Below are 23,432 nucleotides of genomic sequence, written 5' to 3'. Positions count from 1 at the left end.
CAGCACCTAAGTGTCATCCTCTGCTTAACGAGTAAAAAGTGAATTACCACGTAAATGGCAATATGCTGGCATGAATTGTCAGAAGATGTCTTTGATATAAACAATGTTAAAAGCGCTGGTTTCAAAACCTAAATAATTATTTTCCAGCCTAATGCAAAGGTACAAAGATGCTATTGAAGAAGAATTCAGAAGTCAGAATTCAGGGGTCAGAATAAATCAGAGGGGGATTCAGACCCCCACTGTCTTATTGACCACTAAATCAGAGATTTAGTGGGGGTTTTAAACCCGTTTATTCATCCGCTCTTATCGTACAGAAAATATTGCTGAATTCTGACTCCTGACTCCTGACTCCTGAATTCTGTTTTATAAAAACTCTGCGCCTCTGCGTGAACTTAACCCACCGCTTTCTGAACACTAACTACTTCAATCGGCTGCACCTCTGGCAACAATCGCTTCATACCTTGCTTAACAAACCCCTGCAAAAAACCAATTTGCTGATTTTGCCCAAACACCTTTTGCAATGTTTGCCGCAAATTCTCCAAATTCAAACCAGTCCCAGAATCTATCGCTATTTCCTGCTGTTGGAAATACTCAACTAGACTTAACCCTGCTACCCTAGTCAGATAAGCTGCACTTACTCCCTGCACCACACCACCAGCAACAAAGGTAAGGGCATTACTTTTAAGAACAGTACTAATCGCTTTTGTAGAAAGTTCAACTAAACCCAATTTCAGCATCAAACTTCCCATTGTTCCAGCTACGGTTTGCGCCTGTTCTAAGGAAAACTTCTGCTGATAGATATTACCCAAATCCATTACCATCTGAGCATTAATTGCCGCAGTCGCTAGGATGTCAAGGGCTGGGACTGGGTTAGCAAAGGCAGCAGCGGCAGCTATCCATTGATATTGTTCAATAATTGGGGTGGCGCGATCGCGTCTGGTTCCATTCAGCCAGTTTTTCGCCTCAGCTTTCAATAACCCGGCTTTTCTGATGGTAGTTAGCCAAACCAGGCGTTGTCCTTGCTGTGCCAAAACTTCGTCCAACTGCTGCCTCAACTGCTGGATAGCTGGTGCTGGTTGTTCCATCCACTCTTGCACAGAACCATCAGCCTCATGCTTTCGGACTTTGATGGCAATGGGAGAGGCCGCAGTTGCAACTACATTTCCCTGCATCCGCTGTTTCAATGACAGTAAAATGCTGGCGCTTTCATTGGTTAAATACTGGTCTTGTTTGTTGAAAACCAGGATTGTGGGCTGATTTGCTGCTTTTATCTGCTGTAAAGTTTGAAATTCTGAGTCTGTCAAATCACCGTTTGTCAGGAACAGAACAAAATCAGATTTTGCCACTTCTGCCAAAATAGCTGCATCTGAATTGTCACTTACTTCTCTAAATAAAGGTGCTGTCTCTTCTAAAGACACTAAATTTCGTGTCTCGACATTTTGTAGCACTCGCATTAAAGTGCTTTTACCCACGGATTTACCGCCAGTCACAGCTACTTTAATTTCTTGCCTGTCTAATTCCAACAATAATTGGGCAACTTGTTCTCTGAGTGTCTTTAATGCCAGATGGTTTTCTGCTTCTTGTGCCAGTTGATTTATTACGGCTTCACTTTTAGCGATCGCAATTTCCCCAGTCACCCGATCCACGAGCATACCATCTAGCTGCTCTAAACTGTCTTTCGGGCGATTTTGCTGAAATAACCACAAACCACCGCCTACAGCTAAAGCACTCAATAAACCAAACTCACCCACCTGCACTATAGAATCGTGCCAACTTTGTAACATCCACAGGGAGAAGGACAGTCCCAATCCTCCCACTAAAATTGGTCGCTGCAACTTCACAACCATGATTCTCCGCGCTTTTTGGATGGCTATTTCTTCCAGAATAGATCAAAATAAAACAAAACCCTTCAATCTTTATTGATTGTAGGGTTTTGCTTTACTTTTTATTTGGTGGCGGGAAGTGGATTTGAACCACTGACCTTCGGGTTATGAGCCCGACGAGCTACCAGGCTGCTCTATCCCGCGTCGCTCTTGACTTTTATAGCATAACCTATAGTCAAGAGTTTGGCAACTACAAAAATGATAATTCTCCAATTACTTCTAAACGCTTGTATTTTCCCAAAGTCACAAACTTTTCTGAGAGGCTTTCGGCGGCGCTGGGACTAATCCAACCCATTTGCTGGAGTAAGTGAATAGCAACGGCATATTTTGCCCGTTTTGTCCCATCCATGACTTTGATTGCCAATCCCAAGCCTTCACCGAGTCTACCAATGCACTGCACTCCTTCGGCACCAGTTTTACTGACCAGTTCCCCTGGAGTTAAGCGCATCAGTTCCGTATCAAATTCTCCATCTCCTGCTACCATAGCGGGGTGATGAGTCATAGCCCGGACGATGCGCTCCATATCCAAATTGGTACTAGAGGCTAACAGCGCATATAAAGATGCCATGTGACCGAGTTGCATCAAATAAGTTGGTGCGCCACAGTCATCATGAGCGCTGATAAATTCTGCTGCTGGCATTCGCAGCAACTCTGCTACTTTACCCAAAATCAACTGTTGTATTGGGTGCTTGCGATCCAAGTAGTTATTCAAGGGCCAATGGCGCTGCTGACAAACGGCTAACATTCCCGCATGTTTACCAGAGCAATTGTACTCCAGAGGACTACGCTTACCTTCAGGAATTGGACACTGGAGTATAGTTGGGTCAAGATCAGCCCGCCAAAGGATATTAAATACCTGTCGGACTTGATCTATTTTTCCTTTGTGGGAACTTGTGATAATTGCTAAATCGCGATCGCTGAGATTATAGCGTTCCAGTGTACCCGTGGTGGTGACTGCGAGTGCCTGAAATGGTTTGAGCGCTGAACGAATAAATGTTGCAGTTTCAGAATTTCCAGCTACGGTTAGAACCCGTCCCCGTTCGTCGCATACAACAGCTTGGACTATGTGCTTGGATTCAATAATGCCTTCCCGCAGCAACCGGACTTCCAGTGCTGTGGCTTGAGTTCGTTTTCCCATTGTCATGGGTTTATATTTATCACCTTTTTTTAGTTAGGAGTTAGGAGTTAAGAATTATGAATTATTAACCAAACTCACTGGTGAGTTTTAAGTCCTGAGTAAAGTAAAAAGTACTTCATTTTGATGCTCTCGGTATATGTCCCGCTCTTTATGTGCAGTCTTTTAACTCAGTACTCCATACTCAGGACTCTTCATTAATCACTCCTAACTCCTGACTCCTAACTTTTAAAACAAATGCCAAACTATCGTACCAATAACGAACATTCCCGCCAAGCCAGCAACGGTAAATTGTAACCGCCGCAGAATAGGTTTGATTTCGTATGCCACAATTAAACGATCGCGGTTGAGGACTTCCTGTGGCTTCGTCCAAGTTTGGCCGTCATACCAGCCGGACTCTTCATAAAATACTGTGGGACTGCAAAGGCGATCGCACACGTAAAACCACCCTAAGTACAACCTTACCAGTGCGAGCACTACTCCGACACTCGCTCCTGCTGCACCACAAAGGATAAAATGTGCAATATACTTGTGGGCAGGAAAACTTGCCGCAGCTACTGGTCCTGCTACCAGCCAAGATAAACTCCAAATCCAAACAATTTTCGTGATATACTTGCGCCAATTTAAAGTGCTATCACGAAACAGCCAGGAAGTTTTTAACTCTTCGTACTCATTGAGCGGTTGTTGGTCTGTGGGAACTGGGCAATTTGAAACCGAAGACCTAATCATGTTGGCTTACCCTCACCCTCATCAGATTCTGGAAGGGAAATACGCTCTGCATGAATCCAGAACGCTTCTAAATTATAAAACTCCCGTTCCTTAGGCATCATAATGTGAACGATCACATCACCGTAGTCTTGTAGTACCCAACTCCCCTCTACTTTTCCTTCTGTCCTTATGGGACGCCGTTGCAATTCAGTTTCGACTTTTCCTTCAATTGCTTGAGCGATCGCCCTTACTTGTACCCTAGAATAGCCAGTCATCATCACAAAGTAATCAGCCAGGTAAGATACCTCTGCTACTTTGAGCAATAAAATCTCACCCGCTTTGCGGTCTGATGCAGCAACTGCTATCATTGCAGCTAATTTTCCGCTCGTCTCTTCAGTTTGGGCGTGGCTCTTTACCACACTTTTCGTCAATGGGACAGATTGTAATGGGAAATTTTCTTGGAAATAATCAGTCATTAAACCTCATGTGCTTTCTTTCTTTTGAAACAATTGTTTACATTTACTTACAAATAACAAACAATTGATCTGAAAATGTGTCAATAGGTTTTTTTGAATATTAACAAAAAAATAGGTGTCTATGGAAGCTGGTTTGATAATTGGCTGTTTATATTTCGACATCAGCAATCAGCAGTTGCGGATGGTTATTATGCAGCTTTTCAAGTGCGATTCGTTCAGTCGAAACCGAGCAATCGGGGGATGACTGGCTTTTACAGGGTAATTTATTAGGATTGAGTTCGCACTTTAATCTCTTGTAGATGACAACTTCATAACCTTACAAGTGAGCGTAAGTACCCTAGAAAACTTCTATACGTAGGAGTGAAAATTACAATACAACTGCTCTTGACTTAAACCCCCAGAATTAGTTAACCACCCTCAAAATCTGTTGCTATCTTGGATAGTGAGGGTAGAATTGCGACTTTCTGAATTGGTTACATCCTCATGGGCTTTCTGCTCTCGACACTGTAACTCTTGTGGACTGAATTGCTCTACTATCTACCGTTAATGAGTAACACAACGACTCATACTGATTTAAAGCTTGCTCAAAAGCATAGTGTTCAACCGCATATTGACGACTTTTATAACCCAGAGTTTTGACTTTTTCGGGGTTTTTGTACAAATCTAAAATTGCCATTGCTAAAGCTTGAGGATCTTCTGGAGGAACGATAACTCCGCCGCCACTTTGCCTGATGGCTTTTGCGGCTGTACCATTGTCAGGGACAGACGCAACTAAGGCCCTTCCACTAGCAAGTAGCACTTGAATTTTTGACGGCATATTGAAGGATACAACATTTTTCTTTTGCACCACCAAGCCAACATCAGCAGCTGCTAACATTTGTGGCAAATGTTGACGCGGTTGAAATGGCAGTAGCAAAACATTATCTGCGCCGCAGCTTAGACATTCCTGTTGCAATCGCTGTAAACCTTTTGCCTCTCCAACGATGACAAAAACAATATCTGGGATATGGCGCAACTCAGAAGCAGCTTTAACAACGCCTTCTAAGCCTTGGGTTAGGGCAATGTTACCAGAATAAAGTACTACAAATTTGCCATTCAGATTATGTGCTGCGCGGAAAGGGTTATTTTCTTTAGGCAAAGGGCAGATAAAATTTACATCAACCCAGTTGGGAATTTGCACAATTTTGTCAGCTTCTACGCCCTTAGATCGCAAATTGTCCACAAACCCATCGGCGATGACGCTAATTTTACTAGCAGTGTGGTAAGCAAACTTTTCCAACACTGTAAATAACTGTATAAGCAATTTATTTTTCAGTAGACCGACGTGGACTGCTGCTTCTGGTAATATATCTTGTAGATTTAAGATTACAGGACAAGCACGTAACCATCCTAAAAAAGCGACTGGTACACAGCTTGGCAAGGATGGCGATGTTGAGAGAATAACATCTGGGCGCCAACCGATGAGGGCAGGCACAAAACTAGTGACAACGAAACTAGCATCTAGTAACACCCGATCTAATAGGTTGGGTTGGGGACGAATCCAAACGTAACTGCGTTGAATTTGAACGCCATTTTTGTATTCGTTGACATACCACTTGCCCCGATATTCCTGGTAAATTTGACGCTCAGGGTAGTTGGGCATAGCGGTGACTACGCGCACTTGATGCCCACGCTTCACTAGTCCCTCTGCTAATTCAGTCATCAGTGGGGCAATACCAATTGGCTCTGGATAGTAGTTGTAGGAGTAAATTAAAATCCGCATAAAAAATTAGTCCGAAGTACCCCGGTTTTTTATTTAATGACAAATATTTGTCTTAAAGATCATTTAGAGTTTGGAAACTCCTATATTTAATTGTGACTTCAGACTCTTTCTTTGTCAGGGATTTTCCTTAAAGATTGAGTAAACTTGGATATGAAATACTTAGGGAATCTGTGAATCTTTTTTACTATCCTGAGCATTATTTGAAGTGTCAGTTTCTAATTGGTACGTAAGTAGAAACTCTATATTTTTCGATATTAATTAAGACAGTTTCACAATATTAGTTATTCAATGAGCGATCGCCCTTGTATTTTCTCCTTTTTTGCTGGTTCAGGATTCCTAGATTTAGGTTTTGAAACCAGTGGTTTTAATATTGTTTACGTCAATGAAATTTTTTCCTCATTCATGGCAGCATACCGCTATTCACGGCAGGTTCTGAATCTACCGTTGCCAGAATACGGGTATCATGAGCGAGAAGGAGGAGATGTCACGCAACTTCTCGAAGGTTTACAAACACAACACCTCCGGGAGTTAGTACAAGACTGCCGCAAATCTAACAATATTGTGGGCTTCATTGGCGGGCCTCCCTGTCCTGATTTTTCTATTGGCGGGAAAAATAGAGGACGTTTAGGAGATAATGGCAAGCTTTCCGCTTCTTATGTTGAATTAATTTGCCGCAATCTTCCAGATTTCTTTTTATTTGAGAACGTTAAGGGGTTGTGGAAAACGACAGAGCACCGTTTATTTTTTGAATCACTCAAGCAACAATTACTGGAAGCAGGCTATATATTAACAGAGCGGTTAATTAATGCTATCGAATATGGTGTACCCCAGGATAGAGAAAGAATTATTCTCATTGGTTTCAGAAATAGTTTTATCAAGGATATAGGAATAAAACTCGGTAGTGAAAAGTTACTACCTGAGGGATATTTTCCTTGGAAAAATCACATTTTATATCCTCAAAAAAAGGTTTTTGCTTATCCTTGGCGTAAGTGCGAACCATTTCAAGAAAATTCCATCATGCCTTGTCCTGACGGCATCCCTCAAGAATTAACAGTTGAGTACTGGTTTAGAAAAAATAACGTGCTGAAGCATCCCAATGCTAAAAACTGTTTTCAACCAAGGGCAGGGATCACAAGATTTGCTGCTATTGATGAAGGAGATGATTCTAAAAAGTCTTTTAAGCGTCTGCACAGATGGCGTTACTCTCCGACAGCCTGCTATGGAAATAATGAAGTACATTTGCATCCTTATAAAATCCGGCGAATATCTGTGGCAGAAGCTTTAGCCATACAATCTTTGCCTGCAAATTTTGTCCTTCCAGAGAATATGTCACTGACGAATATGTTTAAAACTATTGGTAATGGCGTACCATATTTGGCATCGAAGGCTTTAGCTAAAACTATTATTGACTTCTTAGGAACTGGCGGTAAAAATGCTGTTAATATTTCTAACCTTACTATGCCTAATGTCAACTTAAACACTTACAGTAATTCCGGGAAATCTCCAAAGCGGACATCAAAAATAAGTCAGCAGTTTGTTTTCAGGATAAACTCGTAATAAATGTGGTTTAATATATATATAAGAAATATTTTAATTTTTTATAAAGTTTAATAATCAATTACTGGCAGAAGACACGATGGCAGCAGACTATGCAGATATTGATATTGCGCCATTTATCGATCACGCCCTGTTAACGCCAACGGCTACTCCAGAGCAGGTTAAGCAGTGGTGTGAAGAAGCATACAGATTCAATTTTGCGGCGGTTTGCTTGTATCCCGCCTATGTCAAGCAAGCAGTCGAACTCCTCCACGGCAAGAACCCTAAAGTTTGTACGGTGATTGGTTTTCCCTCTGGTGCAACGACTTCAGCAGTCAAGCTGTACGAGGCTCAAGAAGCAGCAGAAAATGGGGCCACTGAGTTGGATGTGGCAATGAACTTGGGCTGGTTGAAAGCTGGTAAAACTGAAGAAGTCCACCGAGAAATTGCCGAAATTTGTGAAGAAACTGGGCAAACTGTCAAGGTAATTTTGGAAACCAACCTGTTGACAGATGCGGAGAAAAAAATAGCTGCTGAAATAGCTATGGAGGCGGGGGCAGCTTTCTTAAAAACTAGTACAGGTTGGAATGGTGGTGCAACAGTGGCAGATGTGCGACTTTTGCAGGAATTGGCCAAAGAAAGGGTGGGAATTAAGGCTTCGGGTGGTATCCACACTATCAATCAAGCCCTAGACTTAATCGTAGCTGGTGCTACTAGATTAGGCACATCTCGCGGTATCGATTTGATCCGCCAGCGCGATAACCTGGGAAAGGGTGAATAGTCATTTGTACTTTGTCCTAACCTAATGACTAATGACCAATTTTAGATTTTAAATTTTGGATTTTGGTGAAGCAGCGCAGTCTTCTCCCTTGGCGATAGCGCAGCGGTAGCGAACCTGTGAACGTCTGGGGGTTTCCCCCATGAGTGCTGTTAGCGAAGCGGTAGCGACGTAGGAGCGTCGGAACGAGCGTCTGTAGGAGCGTCGAAGGGATTGAGGATTCAAAATTTAAACTTGGTTTGAGAGCAACTAGTTTCAACTATGGAAAAATTTAAAATCTAAAATCCTTGCATTCCTTTCCCAAGCCCCTACCTTGAGGTATGGGGTTAATCTAAAATCCCAAATCCAAAATTGATTAGCTAATGACTAATTACTAATGAGTAGAACTTACAAAGCAACCGGAATTAATCTTAAAACCCAGGTGCTGGGAGAATCAGATAAAATAGTGACGATTTTGACACCGGAGTTGGGACTGATTCGAGCAGTGGCTCCAGGGGCACGTAAGCACAACTCCAGCCTGGGCGGTAGGAGTGGTATGTTTGTTGTCAATGAACTATTGATCGCGAAAGGGCGATCGCTTGATAAAATTACTCAAGCACAGACGTTGAAAACTTATCCTGGTTTAGCTAAAAATTTGGGAAAATTGGCTGCTAGTCAGTATTTAGCAGAAATAGTCCTGTGTCAAGCTTTGAGCGAACAACCCCAAGAAGAACTTTATGAGTTGTTCAATGAACATCTCCATCGGTTGGAGGCGTTGTCTAGTGCAAATGCATCTGGTGTTTTGGCTCATCTGGCTCATGGGGTGTTTCATCTTTTAGCCTTAGCAGGACTAACACCGCAAGTGCAAATCTGTTGTCTATCTGGGCGCTCCCTCAAGCCAGACTTTACAGACCCCAACTGGGAGGTAGGATTTAGCATTCCTGCGGGTGGAGCGGTTTGCTTAGAAGCTTGGGAGCGTTTACGAACAGAGGGAGAGAGGGAGAGGGGGATACAAAGAAATTCATCTTTTTCTCCATCACCCAATCACCCTATTATCCCATCACCTCCAAAACCTGGCTCCCAAACAGTTGTTGTGCATCGGCAAGAAATACCTGTGATTTCTAGTCGTCTTGGTGCTGTGGAATTAGCTTTGCTTCAACATCTGTCACAACCAGAGATAATGCAAATTGATGGTGCTAGAGATTATAACTGGTTATCTGTTGAGCAGATTTTGCGCCAGTATGCTCAGTATCAATTAGGTCGCCCTATTCGCTCTGCTACCTTGATAGACTCTTATTTTGCTGCCAACCATGATGCAACCGTCTGATTTGGATAAAAAAATCCCGCCTTTGTCACCAAGCCTTGTCAAAAAACAGAATGGGGCATCAGATCCTCCAGTCAAGAATCACTTGAGTGCCGTTTCCAACTGTACACCTAGTCAAATCAATAGCCAAGAAATGTCCCCAAAAGACGTTTCTAAAAACGAGCAAAGTTGGACAGAGGACATTCCAAAAACTGATGTTCCAAGTCAACCAAAAACACAATTTGAGGAAAAATTAACCACTGCTGAGGTAGATAGCAACGGGCAAAGTTTGCCAGCAGCTTCTCCCCCAGAAAAAGAACCACCGAAATTTGATGGTTCTGGTTTAAGTCCAGAAGCTGTTTCAGGAAATATCAAACAGAAAGGGTTTTTGCCCGTATTAAAAAACCTTAATTTCCTAGCGCTTTGGGGTGGTCAAGTTTTCTCCCAACTAGCAGATAAAGTTTATTTGGTGCTGATGATTGCTTTGATTAATACTCAGTTTCAAGCAAGCAATCAAAGTATTAGTGGTTGGGTGTCAGTCTTGATGATGGCTTTTACTATTCCAGCCGTATTGTTTGGTTCCATTGCTGGTGTGTTTGTCGATCGCTGGTCTAAAAAGGCTGTGCTGGTGGCAACGAATATTTGGCGCGGTATCCTGGTTTTGTCAATTCCCTTCCTGCTGTGGTTAACTCATGATTGGAAACCGATAGGAGCATTGCCAGTGGGTTTTTTGATCATCCTGGGTGTGACTTTTTTAGTTTCCACACTGACGCAGTTTTTTGCACCGGCAGAACAGGCGGCAATTCCTTTGATAGTAGAAGAACAGCATTTGCTCTCGGCAAATTCGCTTTACACGACAACGATGATGGCATCGGTGATTGTTGGGTTTGCCGTCGGGGAACCATTGTTAGCGATCGCTGATGGACTTTGGCTGCAAATTGGTGGTAATAGTAGTTTGGGCAAAGAACTTTTAGTAGGTGGTAGTTATGCGATCGCTGGACTAATATTATTCCTCTTGGCAACTAAGGAAAAACACCACGACCCCGATACAGAATTCCCTCACGTATTCTCTGACTTGCGGGATGGTTTTACCTATCTCAAAGCAAATCATCGCGTCCGCAATGCTTTGCTTCAGCTGATTATCTTGTTTTCTGTCTTTGCAGCATTAACTGTTCTAGCCGTTCGCATGGCAGAAATAATTCCTAACATGAAAGCCTCCCAGTTCGGCTTTTTACTAGCATCTGGCGGTGTTGGCATCGCTGCTGGAGCAACAATTCTCGGTCAATTTGGTCAACGCTTCTCCTATACGCAACTAAGTCTGTACGGTTGTATGGGCATGGCAGCATCCCTGATTGGTCTGTCAGTATTTACAACCCAACTTTGGCTAGTATTGTTACTAGTAGCGCTATTAGGTATCTTTGGGGCGCTAGTGGGTATTCCCATGCAAACAGCGATCCAAACAGAAACACCTCCAGAAATGCGTGGTAAAGTCTTTGGCTTGCAAAACAATGTAATTAATATTGCTCTTTCCTTACCTCTGGCATTAGCAGGTGTAGCAGAAACCTTTCTGGGATTACAGGTAGTTTTTTTGGGATTAGCAGCGATCGTCTTTTCAGGAGGTATATTAACCTGGTATAACTCACATAAGTAGTTATCAGCTAACAGGAGTTATTATTCATTACCTTGAAGTAATTACTAATTTCCTTAAAGCTTTTGTGTTCATGGTAAACTGTGTCCAGTGAAAATTTATCACATACTTGCGGGATATCAATCTCACATTAGTCAGAATAAGTTGTTTAAATATCATAAATTAACAACTTATAAGTAAAATAAATAAAGCCATAAATCCACTGGTTTAATCAGCTTAAAATAGGCTGTTTAAACTATATTGTGGTGGAAATCTGTAATAAATAAAAAACCAGCAAGTATAGCTAGATAAAATAAAAATCACAAAGGACACACAAGTAATAGATTAAACCCGCTTTTCTTACAGCTAAATAAAGAATGCGTATAGCCTGGATTGGAAAAAAATCGCCCTTTTGCGGGAATGTCACCTACAGTCGAGAAATTACAAATGCCTTGCTAGATAGGGGACATCAAGTTAGCTTTCTTCACTTCGCCCAGGAAGAGTCTGAACCTGACAATTGGCCAAATCTTCGAGAGGTTTCCCTCCCTTTCATTTACAAGTCCCAGGTTTATACAATTCCCACTTTTAAAGCCACTAAAGTTTTAACGGAGTCGCTGAGGGAAATCAAGCCAGATATAGTTCATGCTTCCTTGACGCTATCTCCTTTAGACTTTCTTTTACCAGAAATCTGTGAGGAACTGAGGTTGCCCCTAATTGCCACTTTTCACACACCGTTTGCTGGCAAAGGGGCAAAGCTGATATCGGGAACACAACTTTTGGCTTATCAGCTCTACGCGCCTTTTTTAGTTAATTATGATCGCGTGATTGTATTTTCCCAAATTCAGCGAGAATTATTGGCACGGATGGGCGTGAGGGAAGAAAATATTGCCGTGATTCCAAACGGTGTTGATACCGCCAAGTATTCTCCAGGACTTTCTAAAGTCAAAGCAGAATTTAAAGCCGAACGCTTGTTTGTCTATCAGGGTCGAATAGCGCCAGAGAAAAATGTCGAAGCGCTCCTCCGGGCTTGGAAGCAGTCTGCAATGGGGCTTGGTAGTAAGTTGCTAATTGTTGGCGACGGCCCTTTGAAGTCTTCCTTAGAGTCGTTTTTTGGCTCAGAGTACGGCATTATCTGGTTGGGATTTGTCGCTGATGAATACCGACGCATCGAAATTTTGCGGGGCGCAGATGTATTTGTTTTGCCTTCATTGGTAGAGGGTTTGTCCCTATCTCTGTTAGAAGGAATGGCATGTGGGTTGGCTTGTTTAGCAACAGACGTGGGTGCAGATGGAGAAGTATTGGAAAAGGGCGCAGGTGTAGTTATTAGTACCAAAACAGCGCGATCGCAATTAAGAACACTCTTGCCAGTGTTACAAGATCATCCTGAGTTAACAACCTTACTGGGGCAAAAAGCCAGACAGCGTGTATTAGACCGCTATACCCTTAGTAAAAATATTACTCTACTGGAAGAACTTTATAAAGAAGTTTTAGCACAACGACCTCTACCATTAAGTCGTAGAGCCTAGTGAAAGGGAAAAAGTGCGATCGCACTGTAAATCTTAAGATGGCAATGAGTGCGATCGGGTAAAATACAGATACCTGACTAAGAATTCTCTTACCAGTTTTACAAGACCATCTAGAGTTAACGAAACGAAGTATGACGCAAGTCAGATAAAGTTGATAAATATCTCTTCCAACTCTCATTAGTTCGTGTTCTCTGTGCCTGGAGCGGTTTGATTCTTTCGTCACTTGTGCGTAAGTCCTTAATTAATGCGTACTTGGCGGTTCGTTTAATATTCTGTGCATCTTCATACAGAATTGGTATAACACCAAAAAATTAAGTCGCTGAATTATCCACTAAAGACCATCCTAAAGTGGTTGGCTGTTCATAAACCCGCTTTAAAGTATTTACATCTCTGGCAGAAATAGGCGACGGGTTACGAACTTGAGAAAAATATAGTGCATCGGTTTGTAGCGGACTATGGCCCCAAATTCCCAATGCATGACCGAATTCGTGGCGGGCGGCTGCAATGAGATACTCGCCTGTTTGACTGGGGCTTAAAAAGATGGTGAAGCGGTGGGATAAAACTTTGTTGCTGGTGTATAACTCGTAAGTAGTTTGGGCCGATCGCGCCCGGGGTATATTACTACCAGGGGAAATTTGTAGAGGTGGCGCTTTTCGCACAATTGTAATATCAGCAATTTCTGGTTGTTCGACTATTGTCAAAGGCAAATAAGTACTCCATTCTTGCACACCCTGCAAAACACCGTTAACCCATGCTTGAGCTTGTTTTTCACTGATGGCTTTTGGTGGTTCTACGTAAACTCGAACGGGAAATTGTGACCAGACTAAATAACCAACTTGGGTTGTTGTGACTTGGGAAAAGTAGTCACCACTGTTAGTACTATCTTGCCACTGTATAAGTGTGGGCGGTAAGGGATGGGGTTTTGGGGATGAGGGAGGGAGAGAGATTATTAAGCCTGAATATACAGATTTTGGTATTATTGTAAACCCATCGCTCGACTGGAAATTTGTAAAAATGATTAACAGCCCTGTGCCAGTAAACAAGGCAAGAGCTGTAATTAACCGCCGTGAAATTAAATTTATTAGGGTGATTAAGTATCGCGTATTGGGTTCTTCTCCCCATTGACTTTTGACTTTTGAACGCCAGTTGCTTCAAGTCGGCAGAGCCGCACAACGCACTGGCTCCTTTTGACTTCCCGAAGAGGCTGACCTATCCTTATTTAGGCAGCCAACCAGCACTTAAAACTACTGTTAAACCGAGAAAAATTACTGTCAATGCCCAAGTAATTCGGTTTAAGGTGTTTTCTGCACTTTTGGTACTGCTAAATAGCTGGGCTTGTCCGCCAATGGCTCCAATGCCATCACCTTTGGGGCTATGCAGTAAAACCAAGATAATCAAACCAGTGGCGGAAAATGCCCAAATGCCTTGCACAATATTAGTAACTATCATGGTAGGAATCTCATTTATAAAAAATTTCAAAAAACAGAATTCATTCAATTTTGGATTTTAGATTTTTTCTTTCATCCAAAATTCAAAATCGGTAGAGTTAGGAGTCAGGAGTTGGAAAAGACCTAATTCATCATTCTTAACTCTTAACTCCTAACTCTTTTACAGCCCTACTTGCACAGGGGTGCGAGTGCGTTGCAGCTCATATTCTGCTGTTTTCAGCAGTGATCGCCCTGTCATTTCTGGTGGCTGAGGCAGCTGCAAAATCTCTAGAATTGTGGGGGCGATGTCGGATAGCTTGCCATCGCTTCGCAGTTCGACATTTGTACCATATCCAGGGATTTTGACTTTCTCTCCTTCCACCAAGATAAAGGGGACTGGGTTAGTGGTATGAGCTGTCCAGGGATTACCCCCATTATCTAGCATATACTCAGCGTTGCCGTGGTCGGCAGTAATCATTGTTGTACCGCCGGCTTTGATAACACTCTCTAGTAGGCGTCCCAAACAGCGATCAACTGTTTCAACTGCTGTAATGGTAGCTTCGATTTGACCAGTATGCCCTACCATGTCTGGGTTGGCATAGTTAATCACAACTAGAGAATACGTACCCTTTTGAATCGCAGCGATCGCTACATCTGTAACTGCTGCTGCTGACATGGCTGGGGCATGATCGTAAGTCGCTACCATCGGGCTGCTTACCAGTTCTCGGTCTTCTCCAGCAAAAGGTTCCTCCAAACCGCCATTAAAGAAATACGTGACGTGGGCGTATTTTTCTGTTTCGGCGGTGCGGAATTGCTTCAGACTATGATTGGCTATCACTTCTCCCAGAATGTTACTGAGATTTTGAGGCTCAAAGGCTACAGCCACGGGCAAGTCTGAATCGTACTGCGTAAAGGTGACAAAAGACAACGGTGTGATTTGCTGTCTTTCAAAACCGTTAAACGTGGGACTGACTAAAGCTTGAGTCAGTTGTCTGGAGCGATCGGGGCGGAAGTTAAAAAATATCACCCCATCCCCTGGTTCTATTGCGCCGGGAGCAATTCGGATTGGGTTGACAAATTCGTCTTTTATCCCTAAGGCGTAAGATGCTTGCAAGATTTCCACAGCCTTGAGACCATTACCAACACTATCTTGGGTCATCACGTCGTAGGCGCGTTTGACCCGATCCCAGCGGTGATCGCGATCCATCGCGTAGTAGCGACCGCTGAGGGTGACTATGCGCCCAATTCCTGTGCGATCTATATAATCTTGCAGCAGTGTGATTGCTCTTACACCGTCAGTTGGGGCGGTGTCACGACCATCAGTGATGGCGTGAATACAAACTTCTGGAATTCGTTGGTCTTTGGCTAAGTCAAGTAGTCCGAATAGATGGGTGATATGCGAATGTACCCCTCCCTCAGAACAAAGGCCTACTAGATGCAGCTTGCTATTCCGAGAGCGAACTTCCTGGCAAATTTTGACGAGTGCTGGGTTTAAAGCAATAGAACCGTCTTCGACTGCATCGGAGATGCGTACAAGTTCTTGCGGTACCACTCGCCCAGCACCAATGTTCAAATGACCAACTTCTGAGTTGCCCATTTGACCTTCTGGCAACCCTACGGCTTTTCCTGAAGTGTGGATGAGGGTATGCGGGTAAGCTGCCCATAAACTGTCCACGATGGGAGTTTTAGCAGCAGTAATAGCGTTTCCTCGCGTTTCCTCGCAGTAGCCCCATCCGTCTAAAATGACTAGCACCACAGGAGAAACAGGTGCTTTGGTCATAGTAAAATTGCCCTTTACTTTTTGTAATACCCGAATGATACCACTGCTAATCCACGCCGCAAGAGAATTTTTGTTTATTAACTTTTTTTATGAAGGACTTGCAGTTCTTTGAAATGTTTTTTAAATTTTAGTAATTTTTCTGTGATGTTTTGGAACGCTAATAAGGAGTGATTACTTAGTAGTAGTGTTTCAGACTACTACTAAGGCATTATCCAGTCCCTCATTTCCTTTTCGTGGAAGCTTTCGCAGCTTTCTTAGCAGCTTTTTCGGCTTCTATTGCAGCTAACTTCGCTTGTTCTTTTTCTTCGGCAATTTTCTGGAGATAGTAATGATAATCTCCTAAGTAAACCCGGAATTCACCATCACGAATTTCGACGATTTTGTTTGCTACCTGAGAAATAAAGTAGCGATCATGGGAAACTACAATTGCCGTCCCATCATAATTTTTGAGCGCTTCTTCCAGCATTTCTTTAGCTGGAATATCTAAGTGGTTTGTCGGCTCATCTAAAATTAATAAGTTCGCGGGACGTAAGAGCATTTTTGCTAACGCCAGACGAGCTTTTTCTCCTCCACTTAACGCTCCAACTGCCTTAAATACAGTGTCACCAGTGAATAAAAATCGTCCCAAAAGCGTGCGGACTTCTTGATTATCCCAATCGGGAACTTCATCATGGATAGTTTCCATGACAGTTCTTTTCAAGTCCAAGGCTTCAGCTTGATTTTGCTCAAAGTAACCAGGAAGAACGTTGTGATCGCCTAAATTTACGCTACCTTCTGTGGGTGGTTCCATACCCATAATCACGCGCAGAAGGGTAGATTTCCCAGCACCGTTGGGGCCTAGAAATGCAATGCGATCGCCTCTTTCAATTAGGAGATTCGTTCCCAAAAACAAAATCTTATCATCATAGATATGAGTTAAGTCTTTAATTTCTACTACCTCGCGTCCACTGCGGGGTGCAGGCGGAAAACGGAAGTGGAGAGTTCTGACTCCCGCAATGGGTGCTTCAATGCGCTCAATTTTATCCAGTTGCTTTTCCCGGCTTTTTGCCTGGGTACTGCGGGTAGCACTGGCGCGAAATCTATCAACAAAGGTTTGCTGTTTCTCTAATTCTTTCTGTTGGCGTTCGTAAGCACTCAGTTGTGCTGATTGACTTTCAGCTTTTTGTTCTAAATATGCTGAGTAGTTACCAAGGTAGGTTGCGGAAACGCCACGTTCAGTTTCCACAATTTGGGTGCAAAGGCGGTCAAGGAACTCCCGGTCATGGGAGACTATTACCATCGGCGTAATCAGCCCTTTGAGGTAATTTTCCAACCACTCAATGGTTTCTAAATCCAGGTGGTTAGTCGGTTCATCCAGCAGCAACAAGTCGGGTTTTTGCAGAAGAATTTTACCTAAACTCATCCGCATCTGCCAACCACCACTGAAGGCACTGACGAGGCGATCGCCATCTTCTAGCCCAAACCCCATCTCTGGTAAGATTTTCCCGATGCGTGCATCTAAGTTGTAGCCATCCAAGGCTTCAAATTTGCGCTGCAAGCGATCCAACTTGTCGATCAGTCGATCCAGTTCCTCTGGGTTAGCCGTTTCCATCTCTTGTGGCACATGCGCCAGAGACAACTGTACTTCGTTGGCTTCTTTGAAGACAGTCCAAAATTCTTCTCTAACCGTGCGGCTGGGGTCTACTTCAAACTCTTGGTTGAGGTAGGCTATGTGTAAGCTGTTGGGACGAATGATTTCGCCGGCGGTAGGTTCAATTTCCCCAGAGATGATTTTGAGTTGGGTAGATTTTCCCGCACCGTTGACACCGACTAAGCCAATGCGATCGCCTGGTTTCACTTCCCAGTTGATATCTTTGAGAACTTCGCCTGTGGGATAAATTTTACTTATATGTTCTAATCGCAGCATTAAGTTTCTCTCAGGTAGGGAGTGGGTGGTTGAGGACGAAGTACTAACACCGCTTCCAATATTAACAAAAATTAACTATAAATTTCGTCGTGAGTCAAGTCTCAAAGGCGAAAACAAAATTTCGCTTTCCTCACGCATAAAACTTACCGCATCCTTTTCAAGGCTGACTTTGTATAACTTGTCTGACTTCTTCGACACTCAAATCTAAAGCCGATGCTACTTGTTTTATCCTCAACCCTGCTGCCAACCAACATTAATGGTACTGCTTTTAGTTTACCTTTAACCTCACCTTGTTTAAAGGCTTCCTGATCAGTTTAAGCATTTTTTGAGCATCTGATGGAATTAGATCAAAATGGATATGTAGCCTGTTGTTTGTCCAACCTTGAATCAACTTAACTTCGTGCGTAATCTGCAAGAAACTCACTTAAATCGTGCCCGCGCCAGTCTCAGGCAAGTGCTGTCTTGGTATGGATATCTTCGCAAGTCAGGACAGCTTTCATCTAACCCAGAATTGGCAGGTTTAGTGAAACCGGAATTGGAAGCTTTGAACTCCACACTCAACAAGCTGGACTCTAGCATTATTAGAATTGCGGCTTTTGGTTTGGTGAGTCGTGGTAAGTCAGCAGTTTTAAATGCCTTGTTGGGAGACAAGATTCTGCAAACTGGGCCCTTGAACGGTGTCACTCAATGGCCGCGTTCCGTGCGTTGGCAGCCAGGAGGTAAGGTACTAGTAGAGTTAATTGATACCCCTGGATTAGATGAAATTGAGGGTGAGTCACGGGCAGACATGGCGCGAGTTGTGGTACATCAGGCGGATTTGATTCTGTTTGTTGTGTCTGGTGATATCACGCGCACTGAGTATCAGGCACTGCTGGAATTGCGTCAAGCACAAAAACCCTTGATTTTGGTATTTAACAAGATAGACCTTTATCCAGATACAGACCAGGGAGCGATTTACCAAAATTTACAACAACTCGGTGCAGGACATCCTCAAGCAAAGCCTCTACTACCTGATGAAATTGTGATGGTGGCGGCAGAACCAGCACCAATGGAAGTAAGGGTTGAGTGGGCTGATGGACGTGTCAGTTATGAATGGGAGACACCACCACCGCAAGTAGACGAACTAAAAGAGATAATTCTGAATATTCTTAATCGAGAAGGGCGATCGCTTCTGGCTTTAAATGCACTGATCCAAGCACGGGATGCAGAAGCCGCGATCGCTCAAAAAACCATCGACTTACGCCAACAAGAAGCCGAAGATATCATTTGGCAATTTACCAAATACAAAGCTTTGGCAGTAATGCTCAATCCCATTGCCTTCTTAGATATCCTTGGCGGAACTGTTGCCGATTTAGCTTTAATTCGCGCTTTAGCTAGGTTGTATGGTTTGCCTATGACTAGCTATGAAGCTGGAAAAATTTTAAAAACAATTTTATTTAGTTCCGGTGGTTTGTTGCTGGGAGAATTAGGTAGTAGTTTTCTTTTGGGTTTGGGTAAAAGTACGGCTGCAATCACCAGTGGTGACAATCCCAGCAATATTACTGCCTTTGCTGGCAGTGCGATCGCCCAAGCTGGTATCGCCGGTTATGGTGCATACTCTGTTGGCAAAGCTGCTCAAGTGTATCTCGAAAAAGGCTGCACCTGGGGACAGTTGGGCGCTAGCAGCGTCATTCAAGAAATTCTCTCTCAAGTTGACCAGAACACAATTCTGTATCGTCTGCGACAAGAATTAGGCATAAAGTATTGAGAATAAATAAAAATTGTTTCCCGTTTGTTGCCGTTTATAAGTGTTTATCAACTTCTATCAAGCTCTTATGACAATTGACTGACATTCCCAATTTTGGATGCAAGATTGAAAACATGACCATCTCTATTACTGACCACAACTAGTGGAATTTTCTTACCTTTTTGAATCAAAGATGACAATAGGGTAATTCCCACTCAATTTTACAAAAAAGATGACGGTGTTTACTACCGCTTCTTGTAGTCAGCCTATCTAAACTGTAAATGTGAGCCAGCCCAGTCTTGTTGCTCCAACAAAGAGGAGCCAGCGCGGTCATGGGGGTCTCCCCCAGGAGCGACTGACGTTGGACTGGCGTTAGCGACGCAGGAGCGTCACCCGCAGGGTGAGCTTTTTGAGATCATTGAAATGCTTGCAGTTAATATCTATACTCTGTAAATTAAAGGTAAAAGGATCATGACAACTAGCCTAAACTCATTTGAAACTGCTGGGAAAGCAAATATTGAAGAAGCGATTACTGAAGCGATTACTGAAGCTCGGACAACCTGTGAGCAAGATGGCAGTGATTCTACTGGTTGTGCCGTAGCCTGGGACATTGTGGAAGAATTACAAGCTGAGAAAGCTGATCAACACCAAGCAAAACAAAAGAAAACCTCTCTAGAAAATTATTGCGATACCCATCCTGATTCTGTAGAGTGTCTAATATACGACGTTTAACTCTTCCGTAAATCAGTTGTTGCTGATTGCGTTATTTGCTTAATTGCCTCTAAATCAGGCGATCGTGTTTCACTTTCCATTCCCAACCACAAAAGATATTCGATATTCCCAGCAGGACCAGTGATCGGCGACCAAGTTAAGCCTTTGTATTTCCATCCTAATGGGTGGGCTGTTTGCAACACCTGGAAAATGGCATCAGCTTGGTCGTTTGGATCACGCACAACGCCTTTTTTACCTACACGGGATCTGCCGACTTCAAACTGTGGCTTGACTAACAATACAGCTTCTCGGTTAGCTTGAGTTAGTTGCCACAAAGCAGGCAAAATCTTAGTTAAAGAAATAAACGATACATCAACCACAGCCAAATCAGGAATCGGGTCATCTTCCCCATATAAGTCATCCGGTTCTAGTTGCCGTAAATTGGTGCGTTCTCGCAAAATTACCCGCGAATCATTTCGCAATCGCCAGTCAACTTGTCCGTAACCAACATCAATTCCGTAAACTTGTTTTGCTCCAGCTTGCAAGAGACAATCAGTAAAACCACCAGTAGAAATCCCACCATCTAAACAAATGCGCTCTGCTACGGGAATGGTAAATACTGACAAAGCTTTGGAGAGTTTTTCACCGCCTCTAGAAACAAAAGGCGATCGCTCCTTAATATTTATTTGAGCAGTAATATCAACTTCTGTACCAGCTTTATCAACTAACTGCTGATTAACAGTAACTTCCCCCGCCTGAATTAACCGTTGTGCTAAGGCGCGAGAAGAACATAAATTTAACTCTACTAATAGTGTGTCGAGTCGCTGTTTAGCCAATTAACTAGACTCTCCTGGTAAGATTAAAACCAAAGCATGATAATCAATACTCCTTGAACATCGCTCTTAACAAGCAAATCTTTTAGGGTTAATAATTCTTCCATAATCAGTACTTCAAACATCGGCAACTTCAATTGTGGCTGATGACGGTTCTGGTTCAGATAACATAAGCTAATGCGTTTAATCTAGTGTTCGCTAATTCAAAATATCACTTATTCATGCTCATCATAATTAAATATTAAAACAAATTTTTGTTTAGGTAAAACTAACATAGGTAGATATATAGGATGACCATCCCATTTCTTGCTTTTTTCACCTTTTTGATAGCACATAATTAATGTTGGGACATCGGGATATTTTTCTTTAGCCTCTAATGACCACCTACCTGAGCCGAAGCCAAACATCCACTCAAAAGGGTCTTTTCTCGTCATATCTAATCCCTGATTATTATTTCTTTCACCTCTACGAACATTTAAACGACCCTTTGTCATACCCTTTGATTTTATATCTGTTAATCCTTTGATAATACGTTTATCTTCCCATTTTTCCGAGAGGACATAATGACTTTTTGTATAATTGAGTATTTTAATAATAAATTCTATATCAACTTCATAATATTGATTATTGTCTTGGTAATTTGTTAAAAGGTTCTCAATTTCTTTGAAATTATCCTCAATTTCATCTTTTTTATAGGCTGGGTTTTGAGGAAAAACTAATGAACCTGGTACTAATACATCAATTACTGAAGGATCTAAAACATTAGAACGAGTTGGTTTAAGATTTCCTCCTATCCAAACAGGTTGTAGTTTTATATTATTAATATCATCTCCAATTGCTTGCCGCATCGCTTCATCTGCTTCGTGAATAGAACGAAAAGCGTCTAGTATATGTTCTGGCAAAAAGAGGCGAGTCACATCTTTTAATTGTGAACGATAACCATACATTCGAGCGTGTTGATGAACTGTATCCATTATTTTTTGTTTTGTATCTCGCCCATAATAAGTTACCATTAAACCATCAATGGTCACACCTCTTCCTAATCTATTACCCCCGATTAATATGTTCATACCAGGATTATAATTAGGCTCTTTTTCAGGGTTATTTGCATTAATTATTTTAGGAATTGCACGTCTTAATTGAATCTTTAACTCCTCTATAAGTTCAGTAATTGGAGGTAAATTATTAGCAGTTTTGTTTAGCTCCTTGTAAGCTTGATCTAACCATTTGCGAGCTTGCTTATTTTCTGTATCTGAACTCTTTTCTCTAATTGCTTGATCTAAATTAATTACAAATTGACTAATAACTTTTTCTAATATACTATGAATATCTTGCTTATAACAAACATGAGCAAGAAAAGAATATTTATCATCTTCTCTTCCAGAAGACAACATTTTGTAGATTGAACCTAAGAAGAAGCAACAAAGTGCAAGTCGTAATCCTTCAGGAATTATCCATTTATTCCCAGGATTTATTGCACCTTTTTGTTTCTTAAGTTCGTTAATTTCTCCAGCATCTACAATACAAGAGTAGTTGCTTTTCTCAGCAAAAAATAACTCACCTCCCATATAACTATCTCCAGGCTCTGGTAATGCAGCACAAAATTGTGGCTTACAAGGCTGAGAGAGCTTTTGTAATAATAAACTTTGAGGAGTTGCTGTGATTTGAATATAAATATGATTAATAACCTCTTGACGAATTTTACCTATCGTCTCAAAAATTTTACTATCATCAATTGCATCTTTTCCTTTCTTAGCTTGTTTAGATTCATTCGTATTTAAACTAGCGTTATCCGCTTCATCATCAAAAATCAAAGTAGGAACATATTTTATTTTTGCTGCTATTAATAGCTTTAATAAATTATCTAAATGATGACCGTTTTTTGTAGAAATTAAAACAACACCTGTATCTTTGATATAGGGTGCAACTTTAGTATCTGCAAAACCAGTGGGGTCTTTTTTCCATGCTTCCCAATCAAAGAAAACAGGCCCTGCTTGAACTTGATTATTAAAACGATTAGCTGTTTGTTTTCCTAACCATGTATTATCAGAGGTTAAAATAATAAAACAACGAAAGTTATTTTCATGAGCTAGTGCTAAAGTTGCAATAGTTGTGTTAGTTTTACCACTTTGAACTCGACCATAAATAAGTCCAGTTGTCCCATTAGGAATAGCATCTGTTCCCTTATAAGGTTGACTCACTAAACCTGTACTATTTTTCCCTACATCACCATTACCAAAATTCTCTGAATAAACTCTGACACAATTTTGGACAATTTCAATAGCAGTTTCTTTATAGCAGGTATAAAATTTTTTCAGTACTATTAATTAATTTGT

General features: G+C 42.0%; 18 protein-coding genes and 1 tRNA gene. 7 read left to right on the top strand and 12 right to left on the bottom strand.

Annotated elements, in window-relative coordinates:
• Nucleotides 1-392: 392 nt before the first annotated feature.
• The 6 genes from V7K35_RS14105 to V7K35_RS14080 form a co-directional block, all read right to left on the bottom strand.
• The gene (locus tag V7K35_RS14105) at nt 393-1,847 is read right to left on the bottom strand and encodes a YcjF family protein (protein ID WP_335079913.1); all 1,455 of its coding nucleotides are present in this window, start codon (nt 1,845-1,847) and stop codon (nt 393-395) included.
• 103 nt (nt 1,848-1,950) lie between these two features.
• Nucleotides 1,951-2,027: transfer RNA gene (locus tag V7K35_RS14100), tRNA-Met, on the bottom strand.
• Nucleotides 2,028-2,073: 46 nt separating this feature from the next.
• Complete coding sequence (locus V7K35_RS14095) at nt 2,074-3,027, bottom strand: asparaginase (RefSeq protein ID WP_335079911.1); 954 nt, start codon at nt 3,025-3,027, stop codon at nt 2,074-2,076.
• Between the two features lie 219 nt (nt 3,028-3,246).
• Nucleotides 3,247-3,747 (bottom strand): CGLD27 family protein, encoded by a 501-nt coding sequence (locus V7K35_RS14090; protein WP_334721967.1) that lies wholly within the window; start codon nt 3,745-3,747, stop codon nt 3,247-3,249.
• Nucleotides 3,744-4,202: a ribosome silencing factor gene (gene rsfS / locus V7K35_RS14085; protein WP_335079909.1), complete on the bottom strand. Its 459-nt coding sequence runs from the start codon at nt 4,200-4,202 to the stop codon at nt 3,744-3,746. Before rsfS ends, V7K35_RS14090 begins: the two co-directional genes overlap by 4 nt.
• A gap of 481 nt (nt 4,203-4,683) precedes the next feature.
• Nucleotides 4,684-5,964 carry a glycosyltransferase family 4 protein gene (locus tag V7K35_RS14080; RefSeq protein ID WP_335079907.1) on the bottom strand — a complete coding sequence of 427 codons (1,281 nt, stop codon included), beginning with the start codon at nt 5,962-5,964 and terminating at the stop codon, nt 4,684-4,686.
• A 288-nt stretch (nt 5,965-6,252) separates the two neighbouring features.
• On the opposite strand from V7K35_RS14080, the gene V7K35_RS14075 reads away from it, so the two are divergent.
• The 5 genes from V7K35_RS14075 (at nt 6,253) to V7K35_RS14055 (ending at nt 12,713) form a co-directional block, all read left to right on the top strand.
• The gene (locus V7K35_RS14075) at nt 6,253-7,521 is read left to right on the top strand and encodes a DNA cytosine methyltransferase (RefSeq protein WP_335079905.1); all 1,269 of its coding nucleotides are present in this window, start codon (nt 6,253-6,255) and stop codon (nt 7,519-7,521) included.
• A 79-nt stretch (nt 7,522-7,600) separates the two neighbouring features.
• Nucleotides 7,601-8,281, top strand: coding sequence for a deoxyribose-phosphate aldolase (gene deoC, locus V7K35_RS14070; RefSeq protein ID WP_298909978.1), 681 nt, complete (start codon nt 7,601-7,603; stop codon nt 8,279-8,281).
• A 373-nt stretch (nt 8,282-8,654) separates the two neighbouring features.
• A complete protein-coding gene (recO, locus tag V7K35_RS14065) occupies nt 8,655-9,584 on the top strand; it encodes a DNA repair protein RecO (RefSeq protein WP_335079903.1) in 930 nt (309 codons plus the stop codon).
• Complete coding sequence (locus V7K35_RS14060) at nt 9,571-11,211, top strand: MFS transporter (RefSeq protein ID WP_335079978.1); 1,641 nt, start codon at nt 9,571-9,573, stop codon at nt 11,209-11,211. The genes recO and V7K35_RS14060 overlap by 14 nt, the downstream gene beginning before the upstream one ends.
• 353 nt (nt 11,212-11,564) lie before the next feature.
• Nucleotides 11,565-12,713 carry a glycosyltransferase family 4 protein gene (locus tag V7K35_RS14055; protein WP_335079901.1) on the top strand — a complete coding sequence of 383 codons (1,149 nt, stop codon included), beginning with the start codon at nt 11,565-11,567 and terminating at the stop codon, nt 12,711-12,713.
• A 311-nt stretch (nt 12,714-13,024) separates the two neighbouring features.
• On the opposite strand, the gene V7K35_RS14050 is transcribed toward V7K35_RS14055, so the two are convergent.
• From V7K35_RS14050 to V7K35_RS14035, 4 genes are all read right to left on the bottom strand, one after another.
• Nucleotides 13,025-13,804, bottom strand: coding sequence for a peptidase (locus tag V7K35_RS14050; RefSeq protein WP_335079977.1), 780 nt, complete (start codon nt 13,802-13,804; stop codon nt 13,025-13,027).
• A 124-nt stretch (nt 13,805-13,928) separates the two neighbouring features.
• On the bottom strand, nt 13,929-14,162 hold the full coding sequence (gene secG / locus V7K35_RS14045; protein WP_273768523.1) for a preprotein translocase subunit SecG: 234 nt from the start codon (nt 14,160-14,162) through the stop codon (nt 13,929-13,931).
• Between the two features lie 159 nt (nt 14,163-14,321).
• Nucleotides 14,322-15,920, bottom strand: coding sequence for a 2,3-bisphosphoglycerate-independent phosphoglycerate mutase (gene gpmI / locus V7K35_RS14040; RefSeq protein WP_335079899.1), 1,599 nt, complete (start codon nt 15,918-15,920; stop codon nt 14,322-14,324).
• Between the two features lie 220 nt (nt 15,921-16,140).
• Nucleotides 16,141-17,826, bottom strand: coding sequence for an ABC-F family ATP-binding cassette domain-containing protein (locus V7K35_RS14035; RefSeq protein ID WP_335079897.1), 1,686 nt, complete (start codon nt 17,824-17,826; stop codon nt 16,141-16,143).
• A 400-nt stretch (nt 17,827-18,226) separates the two neighbouring features.
• On the opposite strand from V7K35_RS14035, the gene V7K35_RS14030 reads away from it, so the two are divergent.
• Nucleotides 18,227-19,573 (top strand): GTP-binding protein, encoded by a 1,347-nt coding sequence (locus tag V7K35_RS14030; RefSeq protein ID WP_335079895.1) that lies wholly within the window; start codon nt 18,227-18,229, stop codon nt 19,571-19,573.
• A gap of 450 nt (nt 19,574-20,023) precedes the next feature.
• Nucleotides 20,024-20,284, top strand: a complete 261-nt coding sequence (locus tag V7K35_RS14025) for a Calvin cycle protein CP12 (RefSeq protein WP_334794360.1) — start codon at nt 20,024-20,026, stop codon at nt 20,282-20,284.
• Here the strand turns inward: V7K35_RS14025 and V7K35_RS14020 are convergent.
• Nucleotides 20,281-21,099, bottom strand: a complete 819-nt coding sequence (locus V7K35_RS14020; RefSeq protein WP_335079893.1) for a TlyA family RNA methyltransferase — start codon at nt 21,097-21,099, stop codon at nt 20,281-20,283. The two genes, V7K35_RS14025 and V7K35_RS14020, sit on opposite strands and share 4 nt — an antisense overlap.
• 212 nt (nt 21,100-21,311) lie before the next feature.
• On the bottom strand, nt 21,312-23,297 hold the full coding sequence (locus tag V7K35_RS14015; RefSeq protein ID WP_335079891.1) for a Z1 domain-containing protein: 1,986 nt from the start codon (nt 23,295-23,297) through the stop codon (nt 21,312-21,314).
• Nucleotides 23,298-23,432: the final 135 nt, after the last annotated feature.

It is taken from the genome of Nostoc sp., from assembly GCF_036917275.1.
In the GTDB taxonomy this organism is placed as follows: Bacteria; Cyanobacteriota; Cyanobacteriia; order Cyanobacteriales; family Nostocaceae; genus Nostoc.
This window is presented reverse-complemented; position numbering and strand designations above follow the sequence as displayed.

Bases quoted from the DNA above. Each gene is read 5' to 3' on its own strand.
- V7K35_RS14105 (WP_335079913.1), bottom strand. From the start codon at position 1,847: ATGGTTGTGAAGTTGCAGCGACCAATTTTAGTGGGAGGATTGGGACTG.
- V7K35_RS14095 (WP_335079911.1), bottom strand. From the start codon at position 3,027: ATGACAATGGGAAAACGAACTCAAGCCACAGCACTGGAAGTCCGGTTG.
- V7K35_RS14090 (WP_334721967.1), bottom strand. From the start codon at position 3,747: ATGATTAGGTCTTCGGTTTCAAATTGCCCAGTTCCCACAGACCAACAA.
- rsfS (WP_335079909.1), bottom strand. From the start codon at position 4,202: ATGACTGATTATTTCCAAGAAAATTTCCCATTACAATCTGTCCCATTG.
- V7K35_RS14080 (WP_335079907.1), bottom strand. From the start codon at position 5,964: ATGCGGATTTTAATTTACTCCTACAACTACTATCCAGAGCCAATTGGT.
- V7K35_RS14075 (WP_335079905.1), top strand. From the start codon at position 6,253: ATGAGCGATCGCCCTTGTATTTTCTCCTTTTTTGCTGGTTCAGGATTC.
- deoC (WP_298909978.1), top strand. From the start codon at position 7,601: ATGGCAGCAGACTATGCAGATATTGATATTGCGCCATTTATCGATCAC.
- recO (WP_335079903.1), top strand. From the start codon at position 8,655: ATGAGTAGAACTTACAAAGCAACCGGAATTAATCTTAAAACCCAGGTG.
- V7K35_RS14060 (WP_335079978.1), top strand. From the start codon at position 9,571: ATGCAACCGTCTGATTTGGATAAAAAAATCCCGCCTTTGTCACCAAGC.
- V7K35_RS14055 (WP_335079901.1), top strand. From the start codon at position 11,565: ATGCGTATAGCCTGGATTGGAAAAAAATCGCCCTTTTGCGGGAATGTC.
- secG (WP_273768523.1), bottom strand. From the start codon at position 14,162: ATGATAGTTACTAATATTGTGCAAGGCATTTGGGCATTTTCCGCCACT.
- gpmI (WP_335079899.1), bottom strand. From the start codon at position 15,920: ATGACCAAAGCACCTGTTTCTCCTGTGGTGCTAGTCATTTTAGACGGA.
- V7K35_RS14035 (WP_335079897.1), bottom strand. From the start codon at position 17,826: ATGCTGCGATTAGAACATATAAGTAAAATTTATCCCACAGGCGAAGTT.
- V7K35_RS14025 (WP_334794360.1), top strand. From the start codon at position 20,024: ATGACAACTAGCCTAAACTCATTTGAAACTGCTGGGAAAGCAAATATT.